Origin of the sequence: Caballeronia temeraria (assembly GCF_001544795.2) — a bacterium.
Taxonomy (GTDB): Bacteria; Pseudomonadota; Gammaproteobacteria; order Burkholderiales; family Burkholderiaceae; genus Caballeronia; species Caballeronia temeraria.
Map to the genome: position 1 here is coordinate 166,789 of NZ_FCOI02000005.1, position 19,816 is coordinate 186,604.

Genomic DNA, 19,816 nt, shown 5'->3' on the forward strand with positions numbered 1-19,816 from the left:
GGTGCCTTCGTGAACGCGTCGAATCCGGGACCCGGCAACCAAAACCCTAACCCACAACCACCTCAATCCCCCACCCACCCAAAGCCCTCCGCAACCCGAGCTCCGGCAGAGCCTCACAAACCAGAAACCGCACCGCCTCGAACCCGGCGATTCGCACCGGCGTAACCAGCCCGAACTTCGAGCAATCGGCCACCACAACCGGACAGGCAGCAGACGAAATCATCCGCCCGCGCACTTCGGCGGCAAGCCGCGAATAATCGGTCAGATGCCCTTCATTAGTAATGCCACCCGCCCCGACGAAAGCAAAATCCGCGTGATACTGCGCAAGTTGCTGAATCGTATCGAGCCCGAACGTCGCGTCCTCGAGATCGGCAATCTCGCCGCCAAGCAAGGTCACGCGATTGCCGTTGCGCCGCGCAAGCAACATCGCGATACGCCAATCGTTCGTATAAACCGTCAGCCGATGCCGCTCCGCGAGCGCCCGCGCCACCCCCTGCGTCGTGCTGCCCGAATCGATCACCACCGACGCCCCGTCCGGCACAAACGCCGCCGCGCGCAAACCGATCGCATGCTTGGCCGCCGCGTTCTCCGCCTCGCGCACATCGACATGCGGCTCGGACCGATCCACCGATAACGCGCCGCCATGCGTCGTCGTCACGAGACCGCGTTCGGCCAGCGTGTTGAGATCGCGCCGCACGGTTTCGCGCGACACGGACAGCGCGCGCACGAGATCCGCCACCGCGAGCGCGCCATGCTTGTGCAATTCGGAGAGGATGTACTGATGACGTTGTTCGGCGAGCATCGGTCGATGGACGAGGGCAAAAGGAAGCGAGGCAGCGTGTGGAGTCTAGCGGCCTTATGTGGCATTTCCTTGGCAATCGGCGATTCGTCAAGCCGCGACGCGCAATGCATTCTTTCCGCCGGGTGCGCAATCCGCGCGCACGCCTCCGCTAGACTTCGTGCCTGACGCACGAGCATTGACGAGGCATTCCGATGTACAAGAAAGGCGTGGTGATCGAAATCCAGTTTCCTCCGGAACGTCTGAACGATGCAGCGGGCGATCCCTTCTGGATCGATCTCACGCTCGACGAAGCCAGGCGCCTGCACGCGCAACTGTCGCGGCGCTTCGAAAGCGAGGCGCGCGCCAACCAGCCGCTCGACACCTTCACGATCGAATGACAGTGCAGAGTTAGACAAGACCGGCGCGCGCAATCAGCCAATACTGCGGCATCTCTTCCAGCCGCATTGCCTCACATGATTTCGTATCTCGCCGCGCCTGTCTTCGTGTTTCTCTGGTCGACGGGCTTCATCGTCGCGCGGGCAATCACGCCTTACGTCGATCCGAATATGTATCTGCTTGCGCGCTTCGCCGGAACGACGCTGCTGTTTCTCGCGATCGCCGGCATCACGCGCGCGCCGTGGCCGAAGGGCCGCGACATCGGCCGGCATCTGTTCGCCGGCGCGCTGCTGCAAGGCGTCTATCTCGGCGCGGGTTACTGGGCCGTCGCGCAAGGCATGAGCGTGGGCATCATGGCGCTGCTCGGCGCGCTGCAACCGCTTCTGACGGCCGCCATCGCGGCGCGGCTCTTCGGCGAACGGCTCTCGATGCGCGCATGGAGCGGGCTCGTGCTCGGCCTCGCCGGTGTCGCGCTCGTGCTCGCGCCGAAGATCATGGCGAGCGGCGCGCACGTCGCTCAGGCATCGTCGGGACATGCGCCGCAATGGCTCGTCGTGACGATCGCGGTACTTGCCGTCGTCGCGATCACGGCGGGCACGCTGTACCAGAAGACATCGCTCGCTCGCGCCGATATCCGCAGCGCCAGCGCAGTGCAGAACGCGGGCGCGGCGGTCGTCGCGCTCGTGCTCGTGCTGGCGCTCGGGGAGCATCGCTTCATTGCATCGACGACGACGTGGCTCTCGCTCGCATGGGGCGTCGTGATGCTCTCGGGCGTCGCGACGACCCTGCTCGTGTGGATGGTCCGGCGTGGCGACGCATCGCGCGCGACCGCCCTGCTCTTTCTCGCGCCGCCGCTCGCCGCGCTCGAAAGCTATCTCGCGTTCGGCGAGACGCTCGACGCCATGCAGCTCGCGGGCTTCGGCGTGGCGCTCGCGGGCGTGTTGCTCGCGCGTTCGAAATAGCGCTGCGGACGCGGCTCAATCGACCGTATCCGCGCCCGCCGGAATGTGCGCGCGCACCGCCTTGCCCGGACCCGGCGCCCATGCGGGCCGCGTTTTCCTGCCCGTATCGACGACGACGAGATAGTGCCCCGCCCACGGCGTCGTCTTGCGCGCGGCCTTCAGGACCCACATCGACTCGCCTTCGGATGCGCGCGCTTCGTATTGCGCGTCGAGAATGCCGTGATGGTCGAAGAACGTATTGAGCGTCGATGGAATGCGCACGCAGCCCTTCGAATGCCGCATGCCGAGCAGCGGTTCGAGCTTCTCGGGATCGGTGGCGTGCATCTGGAAGCGCATCGGCGACTTGCCGCCCTTGCCCCAGCCGCGCTCGCCATCGGCCCAGCCGAAATCGTAGATGCGCATGTCGCGCGCACCGTAGCCGCGAATCTTGAACTCGTTCAGCGTGCCCTCGGCGCGGAAGTCCATATTGCCCGGCACGTGCTGGAATACGCCGAGCGGCGTGACGAAGTGATCGTACGTGCCGGGACGCCCCGTCGAGACCGGCGACGCGCCGATCATCGACCATGCGTCGCCCGCCTTCGCGCGGAAGTAGACCAAGACCGCCTGCACGTTCGCGCTGCGATCGACCAGCACGACGAATTCGTTGGCGAGATCGCCGTGGCCGTCTTCATCGAGGGTACGTTGCAATAGACGGCCGTAGCCCTGCTGATCCGCGACGGGCACGTTGAGCCGCCGGTCGACTTCCTTCGCGAAGGTCTCGCGCATCGCGTATGCGCCCGTTGGCGGCATGCCGGTGCGCTGCGCGAGATTCGGCTCGGGCGGCTCCGGCGGCAAGGGCACTTCCGGCGCCGCCGCTTCCGATGCCGCGCTCGCCGCGGATGCCTCACTCGCGGCAGATGCCGCCGAAGCCTCGGACACCGCCGGAGCCGGCTGCGCGGGCATCGGCACCGGCATGGCAGGCAGCGCGCGCTCGGGCGCGCTCGCCGCTCGCGGAATACTCGCGCTTTGCAGCAGCGGCGGAACGGGCATCGCCCTCAGACGCCGTTGCACGACCGCATCCGAAGCGCCCGAAGCCGCCTGAGGCTGCGCGTGAGCCGCTGTCGTGATCGAAAGAAGCGCGCCTGTCACCGCGCCCACGAGAAATCTTGCGCCGATCGGCGTCTGGTTCGTCTTGTTCTTTCCTGCCTGCTGCATCGATATGAATGATCCGCTTTGCCTTCGTCCAGTCCGAGCGGCCCATGCGCGAGCCTGCGCGCATCGACAAAAAAGCCGGTGCGTACGAGACACCGGCTTCGCCGCTACATAACGTTCGTCAGGGGAGCTTCAGCAAAGTTCATTCCGGGCGCGCGCAATGCGGCGCGCCAGATGAGCCGTCAATGCAGACGGATCGACGCATCGCCGGAAGCCGAGGCCCGCGCGCGCAAGGGTTCGTCGTGAAAGCGCTGATGACACAGCTTCTGGGCGATCGCCTCGCCGATGTAAGGCACATCGGTCGCGAGCCTGGCGGTCGCATAGGCGTGAGCGGTGCCCGCGTCGTGCACTTCGATATCGCTCGCATAACCGCCGAGCTCGTGCTCCAGAAACCGCCGCACGTCGCGCGCGGCGCAGCGTTGGGGAAGATTCCAGACGAGCAGGTTCATCGCCGTCACCTTCTTGCGCGCGCGGGCGCGAGCCGTGACGCCCGCCGGGCGAGCATGTGCGCCGCGAGCGTGCCGGCAACGAAAAGGGACACATAAGCGAAGATCATCGCAACTCCACGGGCTAATTTCGAGATAGGTCCATACTAATCCCATAGACCCGGCCCGTGCTGCGACATTCCGTCTTTTTCAATAGATGTTCTAAATCGGACGGATACCCGGAACCCATCGTCAGAAACCCGAACAGGACATGCTGGAAAGGTTCGGATAACGATTCGGCCAGTCGCCCGCCATCGCGCTCTGCGCGTCCTTCAGCGTGATGTCGCCAGTGCAGACGCAGCGCTTCAGATAGACCGCGAGCCGTTCCTTGCGGCGTTGTCCCTCGCGCCCTTCCCAGCGGCGCAGATCGAGATTCGCGGGCGAATTCGGCGAGCCGCCGAGCAGCACCGGCATGCGGTGATCGAGCGCGTATTCCGACGCGAACGACGCATCGATGCTGCGCTGCTTGAGCAGCCGCTCCTTCTGGCGCATCTGGATTTCGAACGACGGCAGCACGCGGTCGACGTACCCCGGCATGCAGATCGTATCGACGATGGTCGCCTGCGTGACGCGCGAGTCGAGCCATTCGGCGCGCTGGGCGCGCGGCGCGCCGGGCACGAATGCGAGCATCGCCCAGCAGCATGCAAGCGCCGTGCGCGCGGTCCGGCGGGCACGGCCCGCGCCTGGTTTCGGTTCCTCGGTGAACCCGGTATCCCTTCGATTCATGCCTATCGTGCGCCATCGATCGCGGCCGCGGATCGCCGCTCGTTTTTGAGATGATCGGAGGTTCAATTAAAACACATGAAACGCTGGCTGAAGACGAAGAGTTGAGCGTGAGCTTTGAACTCCGTCACGCCGATGCACCGGATGCGGGAAAAACACGGGCGCTGCGGGCGGCGAGCGCGGCATCGAGCGCGTCGGCGGCCGCGACGAATGTCGCGAACGACGCCGCGATCCGCGCATCGTCCTCGCCGTTGCGATCTTCGTCGACGGCACGCTCACAGTCGCCTTGCAGCGCGACGCACGCGCGCATGAACGGCGCCGCGCCGATCACCGCCGCCGCGCCTTTCATGCGATGCGCGATGTCGCGCAAACGCGCGTGGTCGCTGTCCGCGAACGCCGCGTGGGCGTCGGCGAGATCTTGCGCGTTGGCGGACTTCAACGTGTCGACGAGCGCGCCGGCCTGATCGCCGAAGCCGGCGAGCAACGCGGCATCGAACGATTCGTGCACTTGCGGTTCCATCGGCGATGCGAGAGAAATACGGCCATCGCGCGTCGCGGCGAGCAGCGCCTCGCGCAGCGCGTCGAGGCCGAGCGGCTTCACGAGACACGCGTTCATGCCCGATGCGACCGCGCGCATCGCCGCTTCGGGCTGCGCATTCGCCGTCAGTCCGATGATCGGCACGGCGCGCGCTTTCGACGCGATCTGCGCTTCGTCTTCGCGGATCGCGCGCGCCAGTTCCTCGCCGCTCATTTCGGGCATCGAGCAGTCGGTGAGGATCACGTCGAACGCGTGCGGTTCGGCGCGCCAGCACGCGAGTGCGCTCTTGCCGTCGACGGTCAGTTGCGCGGCGCCGCCGAGCAGCCTGATCTGACCGTCGAGCACGATGCGGTTGGCCGGATGATCGTCGACGACGAGCACGCGCAAGCCCGCGAGCGATGCCGTCGATACGCCCGTCTGCGCAGGCCCCGCCGCGGCGGTGGACGCACCGGCATCCGCCTCGGGCAAATCGAGGCGCACCGTGAAGCGCGTGCCGCGCCCCGGCTCGCTCGACAGGTCGATGACGCCGCCCATCATCGTGACGAGCCGCTTGCTGATGGTGAGGCCGAGGCCCGTGCCGCCGACGTTGCGCGCGCGGCCGTCGTGCGCCTGCGCGAACGGCGTGAAGAGCATCGCCTGCTTGTCGGGCGAAATGCCGATGCCCGTATCCGCCACCGCGAGCGTCACCGCGCGCTTGCCGTCCTGCGCCGGCGCCGCCTCGTATTCGAGCGTGACCGCGCCGCTATCCGTGAACTTGATGGCGTTCGAGAGCAGATTGCCGACGATCTGCCGCAGCCGCTGGCCGTCGGCGCGCAGCCAGACCGGGCCGTCGCCCGAAAGCCGCTTCACGACGAGCGCGACGCCCTTCGCGCGCGCGGCGGGCTCGTAGATCGCGGCGACGCCCGCGACCCACGCCTCGATGTCGAGCGGCGCGGGGGCGAGCACGAGCCGTTCGGCCTCGATCTTCGCGACATCGAGCAGATCGTCGATCATGCCGAGCAGGTCGCGCGCGGCGTGGTGCGCCGTCGACAACGCGCGCTGTGTCGCGGCCCGCTCGCCCGGCGCGCGCAGTTCCATTTCCAGCAGCCCGAGCACGGCGTTCATCGGCGTGCGGATTTCGTGGCTCATCGTCGCGAGGAACGTCGATTTCGCGCGGTTGGCCGTTTCCGCTTCCTCCTTCGCGGCGCGCATCGCCTTTTCGGCGGCGATCCGGCGTGCGACCTGCACGCGCAGCGTCAGCGCCCAGCCCGCGAGCACAAGCACGAGCGCAATGCCGAGCAGCGCGCCGAGCTCGACTTGCGGACGGCGGCGCTGCCACAGCATCTCGGGATGCTCGGAGAGCTGCCAGCGCCGGCGGATGTTCTGCAACTCGGCCGGCGGCAAACTCTGGATCGCGCGATTGACGATGCCGAGCAGCACCGGTTCGCTGGCGGCGACCGTGAGGCCATGCGGCACGGGCTGCGTCGACAGCACGCCGCTCATCACGAGCGAGCCGCGATACGGATTGCCCAGCGCGTAATTCGCGAAGCTCATGTCGATGACGGTCGCGTCGGCCGCGCCTTTCGCCACGGCGTCGAACTGCCCGTCGAGCGGACGCGCGGACACGAAGCGCGCGTCCGGCGCTTCCCGCCGCACGACATAACGCACGAGCGGAAATTCCGGCAGCGCGACGCGCTTGCCCGCGAGCGCCGCGGCGTCGCGCAGCGGCGGCCGGCCGGCCGGCGTCACGATCGCGAGAAGGTCTTCGCCGGCCGGCTCGCTGGGCACGCCGCCGGAGACGAGCGATGCATCGCCTACGCTGTACGGCACGAGCGCGGAGGCGCCGCTGCGCAGATCGGCCGCCTGCTGCTCGCGGCTGCCGCGCACGCGGGCTTCGAAGCGCAAGCCGGTCACGCGCGCGATCGCATCGAGCAGATCGATGGCGGCGCCCGCCGGCCGGCCGCGCGAATCGATGAACGTCAGCGGCGCGGACTGCGCGGACATCGAGTAGTGCACGACGGGATGCGCGCGCACCCACGCGCGTTCCTCGGGCGAGAGCTCGACCGGTTTTTCCAGCCCGGTCGCCGATACCCCCGGATTCCAGCGTGCGTACTCGACCAGCCCGAGCGACGGCGGCAGCGCGCCGAGCGCATCGTCGACGCGTCGCCGCAGCGCGTCTGCGCCGGGCCGGTCGGCGGCGAACGCGAAGCGATAGCCGTCCTCGCCCGAATTCGCGGCGGCGGCGATCGTCAGATTCGGCAGATCGAAATACGTGATCGTGTAGGCGGCGGCCGTCATGTCGCCGACGAACGCATCGGCGTCGCCGAGCGAGACGGCGAGCAAGGCGTCGATGAGGCGCGGATACGCGACGGGCCGCATCGAGGGATACGCGGATTGCAGCCGCGCCGCCGATGTCTGCGCGTCGACGTAGGCGAGCCGATGCGTCGGCGGGCGCTTGTCGAGCGGCGCGAGAAAGGCCTGCTGGATCGGCAGATACGGGCGGCTGTAGGCGAGCGCAGCGCCGCGGTCCTCGCCGGTCGCGCCTGTCGCCATGTCGATTTCGCCACGTTCGAGCGCCGCGATCAGCGCAGCGCGGGTCGGATAGAGACGCCATTGCGCATCGGCGTCGAGCGCAGCGGCGATGGCCTTCGCGTAATCGACCGATATGCCGCGCGCCGTGGCCGCGCCCGGATACGCCATGTCGAGCGGCGGCGCCACGCCCGGCGCCGCGCCGATGACGATGCGCTCGCGGCAGAACACCGCGCACGACACGCCGATCAGGATGACGAAGAAGACGCGCGCGCACGCGTGCGAAAGCCGTCGCGCGCGCGGGACTTGCGCGGCGTCGCCCCGATGTGTCGCATGATCGAACAAGCCGCACCCCCGGAATGAGCGGTGCGGCTAGTGTCTCAAAAAGGCCGGATCACGTATATCACCGGCGCGGCGCATGAAGCCGCGCGTCGTTGCGCGACGCGAAACGCGCGTCAGGCCGGAACCGACTCCGCTTGTTGCGCGCGCGCCCACACGCGATGCTGGCTCATCGCTTCGATGAAGCTCTTCAGCACGGCTTTCGCGTCGCTGCCGACGGCGACACCGTCCTCGCCGCCCGGCAAATGCGCAGCCGCGAGCACGTCCTCGCCGTCGCCGATCGCGCCGATCGCCTTCAGATGCTTGAACGCCTCGAGCACGAAGTGACGCGCGTCGCCGGATTGCGCCAGCAGCTTCGCGCTGTCCTTGCCGCCCGCGACGATCACGCCGTCGAACATGATCGACGGCATGCCGAGAATGGTCGCATCGGCCTCGATGCCGGGGGCCGGCGAGCCGAGCGTCGGCGAGATGACCTTCGCGTGCGCGCCTTCGGCCTTCAGCGCGTCCTGCACGGCCTTGATGCTGGCGGCATCGGCGCCTTGCGCGGCGAGAATGGCGACCTTGCGCGTCTTGATGGAAGGCTTCGCCTTCGCGACGAGCGACAGCGCCGGCGATTCCGTCACCGATGACTTGCCGAGTTCATCGGCGTCGGCGTTCTTCTTCGGCGCGGGCAAGCCGAGATTGGCGGCGACGCGCGCGGCGAGTGTGTCATCGATGTTCGCGAGAATGCCGAGCTGGCGCTCGCGAATGTGCTTGCGCTCGACCTTCGACAGCTCGAACGAATACGCACCGACGATGTGGTCCTTTTCCGGATCGGTCATGCTGTTCCAGAAGAGCGTCGCCTGCGAATAGTGGTCCTTGAACGACGGGCTGCGCACGCGGATCTTCGAGCCTTCGACACGCTCCGTGTAGCTCTCGAAGCCGCCGCCCGCCGCGGCCGGCGCGGTTTCCTTCGGCCATCCGCCATCGATCGAATTCGGCTCGTAGGACGCCTGCCCCTTGTCGATCGTCTGGCGATGCATCGCGTCGCGCTGGCCGTTGTGCAGCGGCGCGAGCGGACGGTTGATCGGGATCTCGTGGAAGTTCGGTCCGCCGAGACGGCTGATCTGGGTGTCGGTGTATGAGAAGAGACGGCCTTGCAGGAGCGGATCGTTCGTGAAGTCGATGCCCGGCACGATATGCCCCGGACAGAATGCGACCTGTTCGGTTTCGGCGAAGAAGTTATCGGGATTGCGATTCAGCGTGAGCTTGCCGATCATCGTGAGCGGCACGAGCTCTTCGGGGATGATCTTGGTCGGATCGAGCAGATCGAAGTCGAACTTGTGTTCATCCTCTTCCTCGACGATCTGCACACCGAGTTCCCATTCGGGATAGTCGCCGTTGTCGATCGCTTCCCACAAATCCCGCCGATGAAAGTCCGGGTCCTTGCCCGCGATCTTTTGCGCTTCGTCCCACAGCAAGGACGCGGAGCCGATCGTCGGACGCCAGTGGAACTTCACGAAGCGGCCTTTGCCTTCTGCGTTGATGAAGCGGAAGGTATGGATGCCGAAACCTTCCATCGTGCGCAGGCTGCGGGGAATCGCGCGATCGGACATGGTCCAGAGCACCATGTGCGCGGATTCGGGCACGAGCGATACGAAGTCCCAGAAGGTGTCGTGCGCGGAACCGCCTTGCGGCATTTCGTTGTGCGGTTCGGGTTTGACTGCATGGACGAAGTCGGGGAACTTGATGGCATCCTGAATGAAGAACACCGGCATGTTGTTGCCGACGAGATCGAAGTTACCTTCCTCCGTATAGAACTTGACGGCGAAGCCACGCACGTCGCGCACGGTATCGGCCGAGCCGCGCGAGCCTTGCACGGTCGAGAAGCGCACATAGACCGGCGTTTCCTTCGACGGGTCTTGCAGGAATGCGGCCTTGGTCAGTCCGGCTTGCGATTCGTACACCTTGAAGACGCCGTGGGCGGCTGAGCCTCGTGCGTGGACGATGCGCTCGGGGATGCGCTCGTGGTCGAAGTGCGTGATTTTTTCACGCATGATGAAGTCTTCGAGCAGCGAGGGGCCGCGTTCGCCGGCGCGCAGGGAGTTCTGGTTATCGGCGATCTTGACGCCCTGGTTGGTCGTCAGGGCTTGATTCGTCGCATCCGTGCGGAATTTTTCGAGGGCTTCGACTTTGTTGTTGGTGTTGCTCTGCGATGGGGTGCGGGCCACGCCGCTTGCGGGCGGTTGCTTCTTTGTTGCCATTTTGTGCGGACTCCGGGGGTGGGTGAGGACTTGCTGTCCTTTACCGCAATTGGTGTTCCTACTCGGGGTTTTTTTGCTGGGTCCCAGAAAGTAACCAAAGAAAGCAGCTCGTGACGCCCGCGGTCACACGTAGTTTGGGTAGTTCTCTCGTCCTCGGTGGCACTCGCCTAAAAAGTGCCCTCGTAGGCCCAATCGGACTTGGATCGCGCACGGTCTGACAAGCTAGGAGTTTGAGGGCACCGGTTCAGCACGAAAGAGTTCCGGCACTGCGCTTCGCGCTGCCGTGGGGTCTGCAAGGGAAACCAGTGTGCAGCACTTGCAATGAAATAGGAGCGTTAGTAAAGAAGCGCGCGCGAACCCGATTTGACCCGTCGGCCGCGAAGCGGGCCGGAGCTATCTCGTGCTGAGCCCGCAAGTTAAGCGGTGCGAAGCGGCGGACCGTGCGCGATCCAAGCCCGGTAATTGTGATGAGGGCACTCTTTAGGCGAGTGCCACCGAGAACGAGAGGACTACCCAAACTACGTGTGACCGCGGGCCTCAACGAGCTGCTTTCTTTGGTTACTTTCTTTGCAGCAGCAAAGAAAGTGACTGCCGCCCCGCACAGGGGCATCGCTAATAAACCGACACGAACACGGGATCCGGCGACACAAAACCAAACCCACCAAACCCCGCCCCGCGCAGAAAAAAACCAATCAACCCCCACCCACCGGCGACAACGCCCCCAACTTATCGGCAGTCACCTTCTGCAAGCCAATAATCCGGCTCATAGCCGCATGATTCGCCGTCGCCGCGTCATACATCTTCGCGAGATCCGCTTTGAGCTGCGTCCTCGACCCGCCGTCGAGATAAACCATGTGCCCTGAAGGATAAAACGTCGCCGACAGATTCTGCCGCACGGTCTTGTCGATCAGCGGCATCTGCTGCAAGTCGATGATCGTCTGATAGAACGGCGTCACGAAGTCATACATCCCGTTGGCGGACAGCACCTTGAGATCCACGTTCAACGCCATTACGGCGGCGAGATCGCCCGCCGTATAAAGAATGACGTTGCCCTTCGAATCCAGGCCCTTCTGCGCGCCCGTCGGGTCCGTATGCTTGAAGTCCCAGTTGAGGAACGCCTGATCGTTCAGATCCGTGAACGACGATGTCGACGTGAACTTGAGCTGCTCGTTCAGATAGCTGTTCCACATCGTCGTGTAGACGCCGCTCACCGCCGTCATCGTCGGATCGTTGCCGCCCGAGTTCGGGTCGATCTTCCCCGCGATGCCCGTCGAAATCGCCGTCACGCGGCCATCGTAGGAACCGAGCGATTCGCCTTTCGACTTCAAGAGCGTCGTGAGAAACAGCGAATTGCCCCGGCTGTCGTAAGCCGCGATATCGAGACTCCACGCCAGCAGCGTCGCCTTATCGATGCCCGTGTACTCGGACAGCTTTTCGACGACTTCATCGTCCGTCTGCGGAAACTTGCGCAGCGCGTTCAGATAATCCGTGCGCGAGAATTCCGCCACCTCCTCCGCGAAAGTCAAAAGGTTCGTCGGCGTCGGATGCACGCCGAGCTTCTTGTGATACCACGCGTCCGCAGCCGCCGTCGGCAGCGCGCCGACGGGGTTGCCCGCCTGCCGGTAATCGAGAATCGACGATTGCAACGTGACGCCGTTCAGATCGATGCCGTCCTCGTGCAGCTTGTACGCGAGCACGCAACTGCGCGCCGTGCCGTACGACTCGCCGAACAGGAACTTCGGCGAATTCCAGCGGTTGTTCTTCGTCAGATAGCGCTTGATGAACTGCGCGATCGACGCCGCGTCCTGATCGACGCCCCAGAAATCGCGATTCTTGTTCGGCTCGATCGCCGCCGAATAGCCCGTGCCGACCGGATTGATGAAGATCAGATCGCTGCGGTCGAGCAGACTGTCCGGGTTGTCCTCCATCTGATACGGCGCGGGCGGCGTGAAGCTCGGCATCGCCGTCTTGATGCGGCGCGGCGCGAACGAGCCGAGCAAGACGAACACCGACGACGACCCCGGCCCGCCGTTATAGAAGAACGTGAGCGGCCGCGCTTCCTCCTTCGCGCCGTCCTTCGTGAACGCGACATAGAACATCTTCGCGCTCGGCTTCGAACTGCTCGGGTCGACGGTCACGAGATGGCCGACCGTCGCCGTATAAGCGATCTTCGCGCCGCCAACCGTCACGCTGTGATGCGTGATGGCCGCGTTCTCGTCGGCCTCGGTCGCCGCGACGGCGTCGTCGGGGCCGTTGCCGTAAGCGACCGGATCGAAATATGGCTGGTCCTTCTTCGCCGTCGTGGTCTTCTTCGGCGCTTTTTTCGCGGCGGCGGTCAAAGCCGGTTCGTCCGCGCCCGAAGGTTTGCCGCTCGCTGCCAGTGGATCGGAGTTCATTGTCGTCGCTCCAGAATCGTCGTCGTGGTTGTTGTTCACTGTCCTACGCCCTGCTCAACTTTTCGCGGGTGCAAGCGCCGCCGCGATCTTCGCGCCGTCCGGACTGCCCATGCCGGTGCACGCGTCCCAGCCAGCCGCCGCCGAGTAACTGCCGTTGTTGCCCTGCGTGATATCGCGAAACGCCGTCTTCGTCTTGTAGAGCCTCGGATTGACGAAGCCCGAAGGCGATCCGTTGATCGCGTTGATGCGCGCGATCAGCGCTGCCCAGAGCGGCGCGACCGCGCTCGTTCCGCCGACGACCGTATCCTCGCCGTCGATCAGCACGTCGTAGCCGGTTTGCGGCGACGCATCGCCCGATACGTCCGGCACGCCGCGCTTCGCGAGCGCCGTGTGCTTGCCGTTGCGCGTGACCGACAAACCCTGCTGCCACGCCGGCAACGCAAAGACACCGGACACGCCGCCGCCGCCCGCGCCGCCCTGGTCGCCATCGTTCCAGACGACTTCGTTCGAGATGCCCGTCCCCGATGCCGTGACGCTCGTGCCGCCGCAGCCGAGCACGTACGGGCTCGACGCCGGAAAGTCGACGTGGTCCGCGCCGTCGCCGACGCCATCGGACGAGCCGCTGTCGCCCGACGCCGCGCAGACCGTCACTCCGAGCGCGGCCGCGCTTTGCAGCACGTCGTTGAACGCGCCGATGGACTGCGACGACCAGTTCGACTCCGGCCCGCCCCAGCTGATCGAGATGACCGAAGGCTTGTTCGTGGAATCGTGCAGCGCGCGATTGACGGCATCGACAAAACCGGCGTCGCTGTTCGGCGCGAAGTACACGGCGATGCTCGCGCCCGGCGCAATCGCGCCCGCGATCTCGATATCGAGCGTCACCTCGCCGTCCGGGCCGTTCGGGTTGCCCGTGGGCGCATTGGTCGCGTTGTCGACGCCGATCGCGACGACCTTCGGCGGCTTCACGCCGAGCTTCGAGAAATACGCGGTGAGATCCGCATCGCGATAGCCGCCGCCCAGCTCGATGATCGCGATGCACTGGCCGGCGCCGTCGCCATCGGGAAAGTCGTAGAGGCGCGCGAGATCGACCGGCGTGAACGACGTGCTCGCCACGCCGCGCGCCGGCTTGAACGGCGGACGGAAACGAAAGTGCGGGCGCGCCTGCGGCTTGCTGTCGAGGCCGAGCACGGCGGTGACGGCGTCGTGCATCTCGCCGGGCACGTTGACCGGCCCCGTGCGCCCGCGATATTCGCCGATGTTGTGATGCTGAAAGCGTTCGAGCTTGACGTCGAAAGCTTTCTGGAATTGTTCGATGCTGCCCTTCAGCACGACGCTGCGCGTTTCGGTTTCCGCGCGCACCACCGTCAGGCCGTATTGCCTCGCGAACGCCTTGACCTTCTCGACGTCTTCGTCCGACGCGGTGAAACGTTTGTCGAATTCCTCGCGCGAAACGGCTTGCGCGGGCGCTTCGCCGGCATCGATACGCGCCATCATCTGTTTGAAACCCGCCTCGTCCTTGCGCCGCAGCATGACGATCACTTCGATCTGCTCGGATGGATCGCAGGCGCCGATGCACTGCGCGCCTTCGGGATGAATCTTCTCGCTGCCGCTGACCGGTTGCTTCGTCATGGTATCGATGCTCCTCGTTGGCCATGAAATTCAAAGTTTCTCGATCCTGCCGCTGCTGCCGCGCTTATCGTCTTATTTTCCGGGCGCGAATGCAATTGCTCGGACCGTTGACCCGATGATGCAGTTCCGGCGGGACAAAAACCGTCCCGGTCTTCGACGGTGTGTCCCGATCCGATTTCTCGGCGAAAACGAGAATGCGCCCGGCCACGGCGCCTAATGCGGACGGCCTTCGTCGTACTCGGAGCGCGCGCCCTGCGGCAGCCACGGCTCGCGATTCCTGCACCACAACTCATACGTCGGCTCGAAGACGCCGGTTTCGTCGAAAGCGCCGATGGGCAGATCGACTTCATCGCGCGTCGTGAATTCCATGTACGCGACCGAGCCGCAGACCGGGCAGAAATGCCGCCGCCCGTCATCGGAACTTTGCCAGGTCGAAAGGCTGCCGCTCATCATCACGTCGCCGCGCGCGTAAATCGCATAAGCTCCGAATGCGGAGCCGTGCACTTGCCGGCACGTCATGCAGTGGCAGATGCACGCGCGTTTGGGCTTGCCCGTCGCGCGAAAGCGGAACGCGCCGCATGCGCAACCTCCTTCATGAACCGCAGTGGCCAGCTCATCGTCCTTTTGAACGTTCATCGATCTCTCCCGTAAATACGACGGTTTGTTACGATAACCCTTCACGATCGGAGATGGCACTCATGAGCACATCGAGCATGACCGGCACCACGAACACCACGAGTACCTTGTCCCTGCTGAAGCTGCTTCCCGGCGCCGGATCGGAGTTCGGTCCGGCCGCCTCCGACCTCGTCGCCCACGTGCTGTCACATGATCGTTTCGATGCCGCCGCGAATGTGAGCGCGCCGCGCGAAACGTTCCGCGGCGTCACCGTCGACGATGCCATGAACGACGAATACGTGTTCCCGCTCGGCCGCACCGGCCAGTCGATCGTGCTGACGGGCTATCGCATCGCGGCGGGTTTCATCGCCGAACGCGCCGCCGACGAATGGCTCGAACTCGCGCACAAGGAACGCGTCGCAAGAGGCTTGCCCGCCGCGCCGCAAGGCAGCGAGCCGCACCTTTCGCCCGATCCCGCCGAAGCGGATCAACTGCTCGACCGCGCCTACGAGTGCGCCCAGCGCATTCTCGATCCGGTCGCGGGCGAGCCGGTTCTTTCGCTCTTCGAGACGCACTATCGCGGCGGACGGGAGTTTTTGCGCCTGAGTTGGGAAGGCTTGCCGGAGGATCTCGTGCCGGAATCGCGCCGCCCGCTCGCGGCGCTCGCCGCCGCCGCGCAAAACGGCGAGCGCCGCGAGAAACGCGACTACGATCCTTACGGCCTCGACGGCGTCGACGATTACGATGTCGACAGGCCGCTCGCCTATCGCGAGAAGATCGGGCCGTTTCTCTTCACGATGACGTATCGGCACGAGTATCCGCAAGTCGACGACGAGCGTCTCGGCACCGCCTTCGCCGTGTTCCACGAGGCGGGCAGCGATATCGTCGCGGCGGCGGTGCGGCTGCAGCTCGTCAAGGTGCCCCCGCTCACGAGCAGCGCCGATCTCGTCTATACGCTCGACACTTACTCCGGCGAAATGCTCTCGCTCGCGCTCGCGTCCACCGAAGCGCTCGGCCCGGAGAAGCTGTGCGAGGTGTTCAACGCGCATCGCGTGATCTACATCAGCTTGTGGGAAGTGCGCAAGCCGTGGCGCGGCGAGGGCCTCGGCGTCGCGCTGCTGCATCAGGCGCTGGAGCGGCTTCCCGTCGATGTCGATGGACGGCCGAACGCGCTGTGCGTCGCGCCCGAGCCGTATCAGACCGACATGCGTCACTTCGAGAAGCTGCCCGGCGTGCTGCGCGAAGAGCTGAAGACGCCGGCCAAGCGTCTCGCCGCGCATCTGACCAGCTGGCTCGAACGCTCGAAACTGCCGATCGCGACGCACTTCTTCGTGCCGATGGCCAAGCACGCGGGCATCGGCTCGGCGGGCGAGAACGCGCGGCTCATCGACCGGATCATGGAGAGCGAGGCTTGATGCGATGCTCGTCATCGTCGACATGCAGACGCGGCTCGTGCCGCATCTGGACGGCGCGCAACGTCTGACGGAGCGCGCCGGCACGTTGCTGCGCGCGGCGAATCTGCTCGACGTGCCGGTGATCTATACGGAGCAGAATCCGCAGCGGCTCGGCGGGACGGTCGATGCCTTGCTCGCCGATCTGCGCGCCGCGAAGGGCATCGAAAAGCATACGTTCGATGCGACGCTCGCCCCCGCCTTCATCGACGCGCTGCCGCCCGCGCCCGCGACGCTATGGATCGCCGGCGCGGAGGCGCACGTGTGCGCGCTGCTGACGGTGCTCGGCCTATTGCGGCTCGGCTATCGCGTGGAATATGTGGCAGACGCGGTTGCGTCCCGCCGCGCCGCCGATCGCGCCGTCGCGCTCGAACGCGCTCAGCAGGACGGCGCGCGGCTGACTACCGTCGAGACGGCGATTTTTGGATGGCTCGGCAGTTTTACGCATCCGCGCTTCAGGGACGTGCTCGCGCTCATCAAGTGATTCGCAAGGCGCCGCGTCGACGGACAGTTAGTTGCGATCACGCCACTCGGCCAGCGCTGCCGTGACGCGCGCGATCACGTCGTCCCAATTGTTTGGCGCGGTCTGGCGGAACAGGCGCGCATTCGGATACCACGCCGAGGTTTCGCCCTCGGTGTGCCAGCGCCAGCACGGGTTCGTGGACAGCAGCACCCACAGCGGCTTGCCGAGCGCGCCCGCGAGATGCGCGACCGATGTGTCCACGGAGATGACGAGATCGAGCGACGCGATGATCGCGGCCGTATCGGAGAAATCCTGGACATCGTCCATCAGATCGAGTGGCCGCAGATGCGGCGGCAGCGTGTCGAGTTGCGCGCGCGAGACCGGAGCCTTTTGCAGATTGACGAAACGCACACCGGGTAAACCGAGCAATGGCATGCATGCCGGCGCGTTGGACCCGCGGCGTGTATCGAACGGGTTCGGGCGCGGCTCGCTCATCGCGGCGATGCCCACCGTCGGCACCCGCGCGGGCAGCCGGTCGCGCCAGCGCTCGACACGCCGGTCGTCCGCGAAGAGATAAGGCGTGACGCTGGGAATGGTTTCGAGCGTGGTTCCGAGAAGCGCCGGCGCACTCATCATGAAACACCAGTAGTCATGCGGCGGCAGGGTATGCAGCGCGGCGGCGCTGACGCAGACATCGACGCCATCGGCCGAAGCGAGCAGCGGGTCTTCCAGCGCCCATACGACCGACAGCTTCGAAAGTCCTTGCGCCTTCAGCATGGGCAGATAGCGGCAGAACTGGAACGAATCGCCGAATCCCTGTTCGTGGATCACGAGCAGCGATTTGCCGGCGAGCGGCTCGCCCTGCCACCTCGGAAAAGGCAAGTCGGGCGGAGGGATGGGCCGCTGTGGCCAGGCATCGTCGTAGCGGACTTCCATCAGCGGCCACCCTTGTGCGTACTCTCCGACGCGCAGGAGTCCGCCGCCCAGATTGAGCCTGGCTTCCCCCGACTGCGGAGCGAGTTCGACCGCGCGCCGAAACACGTCGAGCATTTCGTTCAAACGCGCGGGCTGCTCCTTCAGCAAGTTGCCGAGCGCAATGTATGCCTGCACGTGATCCGGCTCGAGGTCTATCGCTCTGCGATACGCCGCTTCGGCTTCGTCGAGGCGTTCGAGTCCCGCGAATGCGGTAATCCGATAAAGCACCTGGCCCAGGTTGTAATGCGCGGCGCGCAGGTCGGGCACACATTCAGACAGGCGCCGGTACACGCTCTCCAGGTCCCCGTATCGTTCATGCTTTTCGAGCAACTCGGCGAGGCTCTGATAGGCGATCGTCAGGCTGGGATTCAACTCGATCGCCGCGCGATACGCACGCTCGCCTTCGTCCCAGCGCTGCTGGGCCACGAACGCGTTGCCGAGGTTGAGGTGCGCATCGGCCCAGTCTGGCCGCGCCTCGATCGCGTGCTGAAAATGCATCTGCGCCTCGTCCACGCGCGCTTGCGTCATCAGCAGCTTTCCCAGGCTGTAGTGCGCCGGAACCAGATCCGGCCTCAGTTCCAGCGCCCGGCGCAGCGACTGCTCCGCATCCGCGGCGCGGCCCTGCTGCATAAGCACGTTGCCGAGGTTGTTGTGCGTTTCGGGGACATCCGTTTTCAGATCGAGCGAGCGCCGATACAGCGCTTCCGCTTCCGGCAACTTTTCGAGCTGGGCGTACAGGTTTCCCAGATGGTTGTCGACGCCCGCATGCCGTGGATGCTCCGCGACCGCGCGCTCCCAGTACGCCTGCGCGCGATCCGGACGATTCATCGCGTAAGCGCAGCCTGCGGCGAGATCGAGCACCTCGGCATCGGCATGCGGGCGATCGAGCAATGGCGACAAGACCGCCAGTGCCTCCGCATGCTGATTCTGCGAGTAGTGCTGCACCGCACGGTGATAGAGGTCGGATGACATCGGGAAGACTTCGAAAGATTGAGAGAAAGCTGGCGAGGCGCACAGTCGCCTTCGACGACGGCGATGCGGACGCGATCGTGCAATTTTGAACGACGCGCATGCGCGAAAGCGTCACAAAACGTGCTCCACGTTGAATCGCAACGTGAAACGATCACTTTGCCGGCCGTGCTTTGCAGCATTTACGCGCCGACGCGCCAGGATTTGCGGCGACGCGCGGCCTCGCGGTCGTTCCGGCGGATGGCATCCGACTTGCTGTAGTCTGCGGTTGCGGGTCGACGAACGTTCGGTTCCCTTACAGTTGCCGGACGATGCCGTTCCCGCGCCCACGCGCCGCCAGAGGACTCGAGCATCGGCGCTCCGCCCGATTCGTCGCGATCGGCTGCGAGCGAATGCCCATGAAGACTGGAGCCCGTCGACGCCCTTCCGAACGAGCGAGGAGCAACCGATCGCCATGTCCCCAGTCGATACCCATCCCCACGACGCCAGCGACGCGGCCCAGAAGCCGTCACGCCGCCGTTTCCTGCAATCGGCCGCGGCGGCGGCGGCCGTGTCCGCCGCGCCCCACGTGCATGCGCAGCAACAGGCCGCGACGCCCGCCAGCGCGCCGATGCCGCCCGCCGCCGCGCCGATGATGCCCGTGAAGCTCACCATCAACGGCCATCCGTACGAATTGCAGGTCGAAGCGCGCACCACGCTGCTCGACGCGCTGCGCGAATACGCAAACCTCACCGGCACGAAAAAAGGCTGCGACCGCGGCCAGTGCGGCGCGTGCACGGTGATCGTGTCGGGCCGGCGCATCAACTCGTGCCTGACGCTCGCGGTGATGCACGACGGCGAATCCGTCACGACCGTCGAAGGCCTCGCGCCCGACGGCGACACGCTCGCGCCGATCCAGCGCGCGTTCATCGAAAAGGACGCCTTTCAGTGCGGCTACTGTACGCCCGGCCAGTTGTGCTCGGCGACGGCGCTCATCGCCGAATATCGCGCGGGCGATGCGAGCGCGGCGACCGCCGATGTGCGCTTTCGCCCCGCGCAACTGTCCGACGACGAAATCCGCGAGCGCATGAGCGGCAACATCTGCCGCTGCGGCGCGTATCCGAATATCGTCGCGGCGGTGAAGGCCGTCGCGTCGGGCAACGCCTGAGGAGA

General features: G+C 65.6%; 16 protein-coding genes. 6 read left to right on the forward strand and 10 right to left on the reverse strand.

The window, feature by feature from the left end:
* Positions 1–46: 46 nt before the first annotated feature.
* Complete coding sequence (locus AWB76_RS10040) at positions 47–802, reverse strand: DeoR/GlpR family DNA-binding transcription regulator (protein ID WP_061159997.1); 756 nt, start codon at positions 800–802, stop codon at positions 47–49.
* A gap of 191 nt (positions 803–993) precedes the next feature.
* On the opposite strand from AWB76_RS10040, the gene AWB76_RS10045 reads away from it, so the two are divergent.
* The gene (locus AWB76_RS10045; protein ID WP_061159998.1) at positions 994–1,179 is read left to right on the forward strand and encodes a hypothetical protein; all 186 of its coding nucleotides are present in this window, start codon (positions 994–996) and stop codon (positions 1,177–1,179) included.
* Positions 1,180–1,254: 75 nt separating this feature from the next.
* Positions 1,255–2,139 (forward strand): DMT family transporter, encoded by an 885-nt coding sequence (locus tag AWB76_RS10050; RefSeq protein WP_061159999.1) that lies wholly within the window; start codon positions 1,255–1,257, stop codon positions 2,137–2,139.
* A 15-nt stretch (positions 2,140–2,154) separates the two neighbouring features.
* Here AWB76_RS10050 and AWB76_RS10055 read toward each other — a convergent pair whose 3' ends face one another.
* The 7 genes from AWB76_RS10055 to AWB76_RS10085 all read right to left on the reverse strand — a co-directional run bounded on the left by AWB76_RS10055 (position 2,155) and on the right by AWB76_RS10085 (position 14,191).
* The gene (locus AWB76_RS10055; protein WP_061160000.1) at positions 2,155–3,333 is read right to left on the reverse strand and encodes a L,D-transpeptidase; all 1,179 of its coding nucleotides are present in this window, start codon (positions 3,331–3,333) and stop codon (positions 2,155–2,157) included.
* Positions 3,334–3,512: 179 nt separating this feature from the next.
* Positions 3,513–3,779 (reverse strand): hypothetical protein, encoded by a 267-nt coding sequence (locus AWB76_RS10060; protein WP_061160174.1) that lies wholly within the window; start codon positions 3,777–3,779, stop codon positions 3,513–3,515.
* Positions 3,780–4,007: 228 nt separating this feature from the next.
* A complete protein-coding gene (locus AWB76_RS10065; protein WP_061160001.1) occupies positions 4,008–4,541 on the reverse strand; it encodes a hypothetical protein in 534 nt (177 codons plus the stop codon).
* A gap of 124 nt (positions 4,542–4,665) precedes the next feature.
* A complete protein-coding gene (locus AWB76_RS10070) occupies positions 4,666–7,929 on the reverse strand; it encodes an ATP-binding protein (protein WP_061160002.1) in 3,264 nt (1,087 codons plus the stop codon).
* A gap of 110 nt (positions 7,930–8,039) precedes the next feature.
* Positions 8,040–10,166 carry a catalase HPII gene (gene katE / locus AWB76_RS10075; protein ID WP_061160003.1) on the reverse strand — a complete coding sequence of 709 codons (2,127 nt, stop codon included), beginning with the start codon at positions 10,164–10,166 and terminating at the stop codon, positions 8,040–8,042.
* A 692-nt stretch (positions 10,167–10,858) separates the two neighbouring features.
* Entirely contained in the window at positions 10,859–12,562 is a 1,704-nt protein-coding gene (locus AWB76_RS10080) for a S10 family peptidase (protein WP_061160004.1), read from the reverse strand.
* Positions 12,563–12,616: 54 nt separating this feature from the next.
* Positions 12,617–14,191 (reverse strand): S53 family peptidase, encoded by a 1,575-nt coding sequence (locus AWB76_RS10085; RefSeq protein ID WP_061160005.1) that lies wholly within the window; start codon positions 14,189–14,191, stop codon positions 12,617–12,619.
* Here AWB76_RS10085 and AWB76_RS10090 point away from each other — a divergent pair.
* Positions 14,190–14,408 carry a hypothetical protein gene (locus tag AWB76_RS10090; RefSeq protein WP_061160006.1) on the forward strand — a complete coding sequence of 73 codons (219 nt, stop codon included), beginning with the start codon at positions 14,190–14,192 and terminating at the stop codon, positions 14,406–14,408. The genes AWB76_RS10085 and AWB76_RS10090 overlap by 2 nt on opposite strands.
* Here the strand turns inward: AWB76_RS10090 and AWB76_RS10095 are convergent.
* A complete protein-coding gene (locus AWB76_RS10095; RefSeq protein ID WP_061160007.1) occupies positions 14,405–14,827 on the reverse strand; it encodes a GFA family protein in 423 nt (140 codons plus the stop codon). The genes AWB76_RS10090 and AWB76_RS10095 overlap by 4 nt on opposite strands.
* Positions 14,828–14,889: 62 nt before the next feature.
* On the opposite strand from AWB76_RS10095, the gene AWB76_RS10100 reads away from it, so the two are divergent.
* Together AWB76_RS10100 and AWB76_RS10105 are read left to right on the forward strand one after the other, a co-directional pair.
* Positions 14,890–16,221 (forward strand): hypothetical protein, encoded by a 1,332-nt coding sequence (locus AWB76_RS10100; RefSeq protein ID WP_061160175.1) that lies wholly within the window; start codon positions 14,890–14,892, stop codon positions 16,219–16,221.
* 4 nt (positions 16,222–16,225) lie between these two features.
* Entirely contained in the window at positions 16,226–16,741 is a 516-nt protein-coding gene (locus AWB76_RS10105; protein WP_061160008.1) for an isochorismatase family protein, read from the forward strand.
* A gap of 27 nt (positions 16,742–16,768) precedes the next feature.
* On the opposite strand, the gene AWB76_RS10110 is transcribed toward AWB76_RS10105, so the two are convergent.
* Positions 16,769–18,667, reverse strand: coding sequence for a tetratricopeptide repeat protein (locus AWB76_RS10110; RefSeq protein WP_061160009.1), 1,899 nt, complete (start codon positions 18,665–18,667; stop codon positions 16,769–16,771).
* A gap of 451 nt (positions 18,668–19,118) precedes the next feature.
* Here AWB76_RS10110 and AWB76_RS10120 point away from each other — a divergent pair, with 451 nt between their 5' ends.
* Positions 19,119–19,811 carry a (2Fe-2S)-binding protein gene (locus AWB76_RS10120; protein ID WP_061160011.1) on the forward strand — a complete coding sequence of 231 codons (693 nt, stop codon included), beginning with the start codon at positions 19,119–19,121 and terminating at the stop codon, positions 19,809–19,811.
* Positions 19,812–19,816 lie beyond the last annotated feature (5 nt).

Coding starts and splice junctions, on each gene's coding strand:
- AWB76_RS10090 (WP_061160006.1), top strand. CDS start 14,190: ATGGTATCGATGCTCCTCGTTGGCCATGAAATTCAAAGTTTCTCGATC.
- AWB76_RS10110 (WP_061160009.1), bottom strand. CDS start 18,667: ATGTCATCCGACCTCTATCACCGTGCGGTGCAGCACTACTCGCAGAAT.
- AWB76_RS10100 (WP_061160175.1), top strand. CDS start 14,890: ATGAGCACATCGAGCATGACCGGCACCACGAACACCACGAGTACCTTG.
- AWB76_RS10065 (WP_061160001.1), bottom strand. CDS start 4,541: ATGAATCGAAGGGATACCGGGTTCACCGAGGAACCGAAACCAGGCGCG.
- katE (WP_061160003.1), bottom strand. CDS start 10,166: ATGGCAACAAAGAAGCAACCGCCCGCAAGCGGCGTGGCCCGCACCCCA.
- AWB76_RS10045 (WP_061159998.1), top strand. CDS start 994: ATGTACAAGAAAGGCGTGGTGATCGAAATCCAGTTTCCTCCGGAACGT.
- AWB76_RS10095 (WP_061160007.1), bottom strand. CDS start 14,827: ATGAACGTTCAAAAGGACGATGAGCTGGCCACTGCGGTTCATGAAGGA.
- AWB76_RS10085 (WP_061160005.1), bottom strand. CDS start 14,191: ATGACGAAGCAACCGGTCAGCGGCAGCGAGAAGATTCATCCCGAAGGC.
- AWB76_RS10105 (WP_061160008.1), top strand. CDS start 16,226: ATGCTCGTCATCGTCGACATGCAGACGCGGCTCGTGCCGCATCTGGAC.
- AWB76_RS10040 (WP_061159997.1), bottom strand. CDS start 802: ATGCTCGCCGAACAACGTCATCAGTACATCCTCTCCGAATTGCACAAG.
- AWB76_RS10120 (WP_061160011.1), top strand. CDS start 19,119: ATGTCCCCAGTCGATACCCATCCCCACGACGCCAGCGACGCGGCCCAG.
- AWB76_RS10080 (WP_061160004.1), bottom strand. CDS start 12,562: ATGAACTCCGATCCACTGGCAGCGAGCGGCAAACCTTCGGGCGCGGAC.
- AWB76_RS10050 (WP_061159999.1), top strand. CDS start 1,255: ATGATTTCGTATCTCGCCGCGCCTGTCTTCGTGTTTCTCTGGTCGACG.
- AWB76_RS10060 (WP_061160174.1), bottom strand. CDS start 3,779: ATGAACCTGCTCGTCTGGAATCTTCCCCAACGCTGCGCCGCGCGCGAC.
- AWB76_RS10055 (WP_061160000.1), bottom strand. CDS start 3,333: ATGCAGCAGGCAGGAAAGAACAAGACGAACCAGACGCCGATCGGCGCA.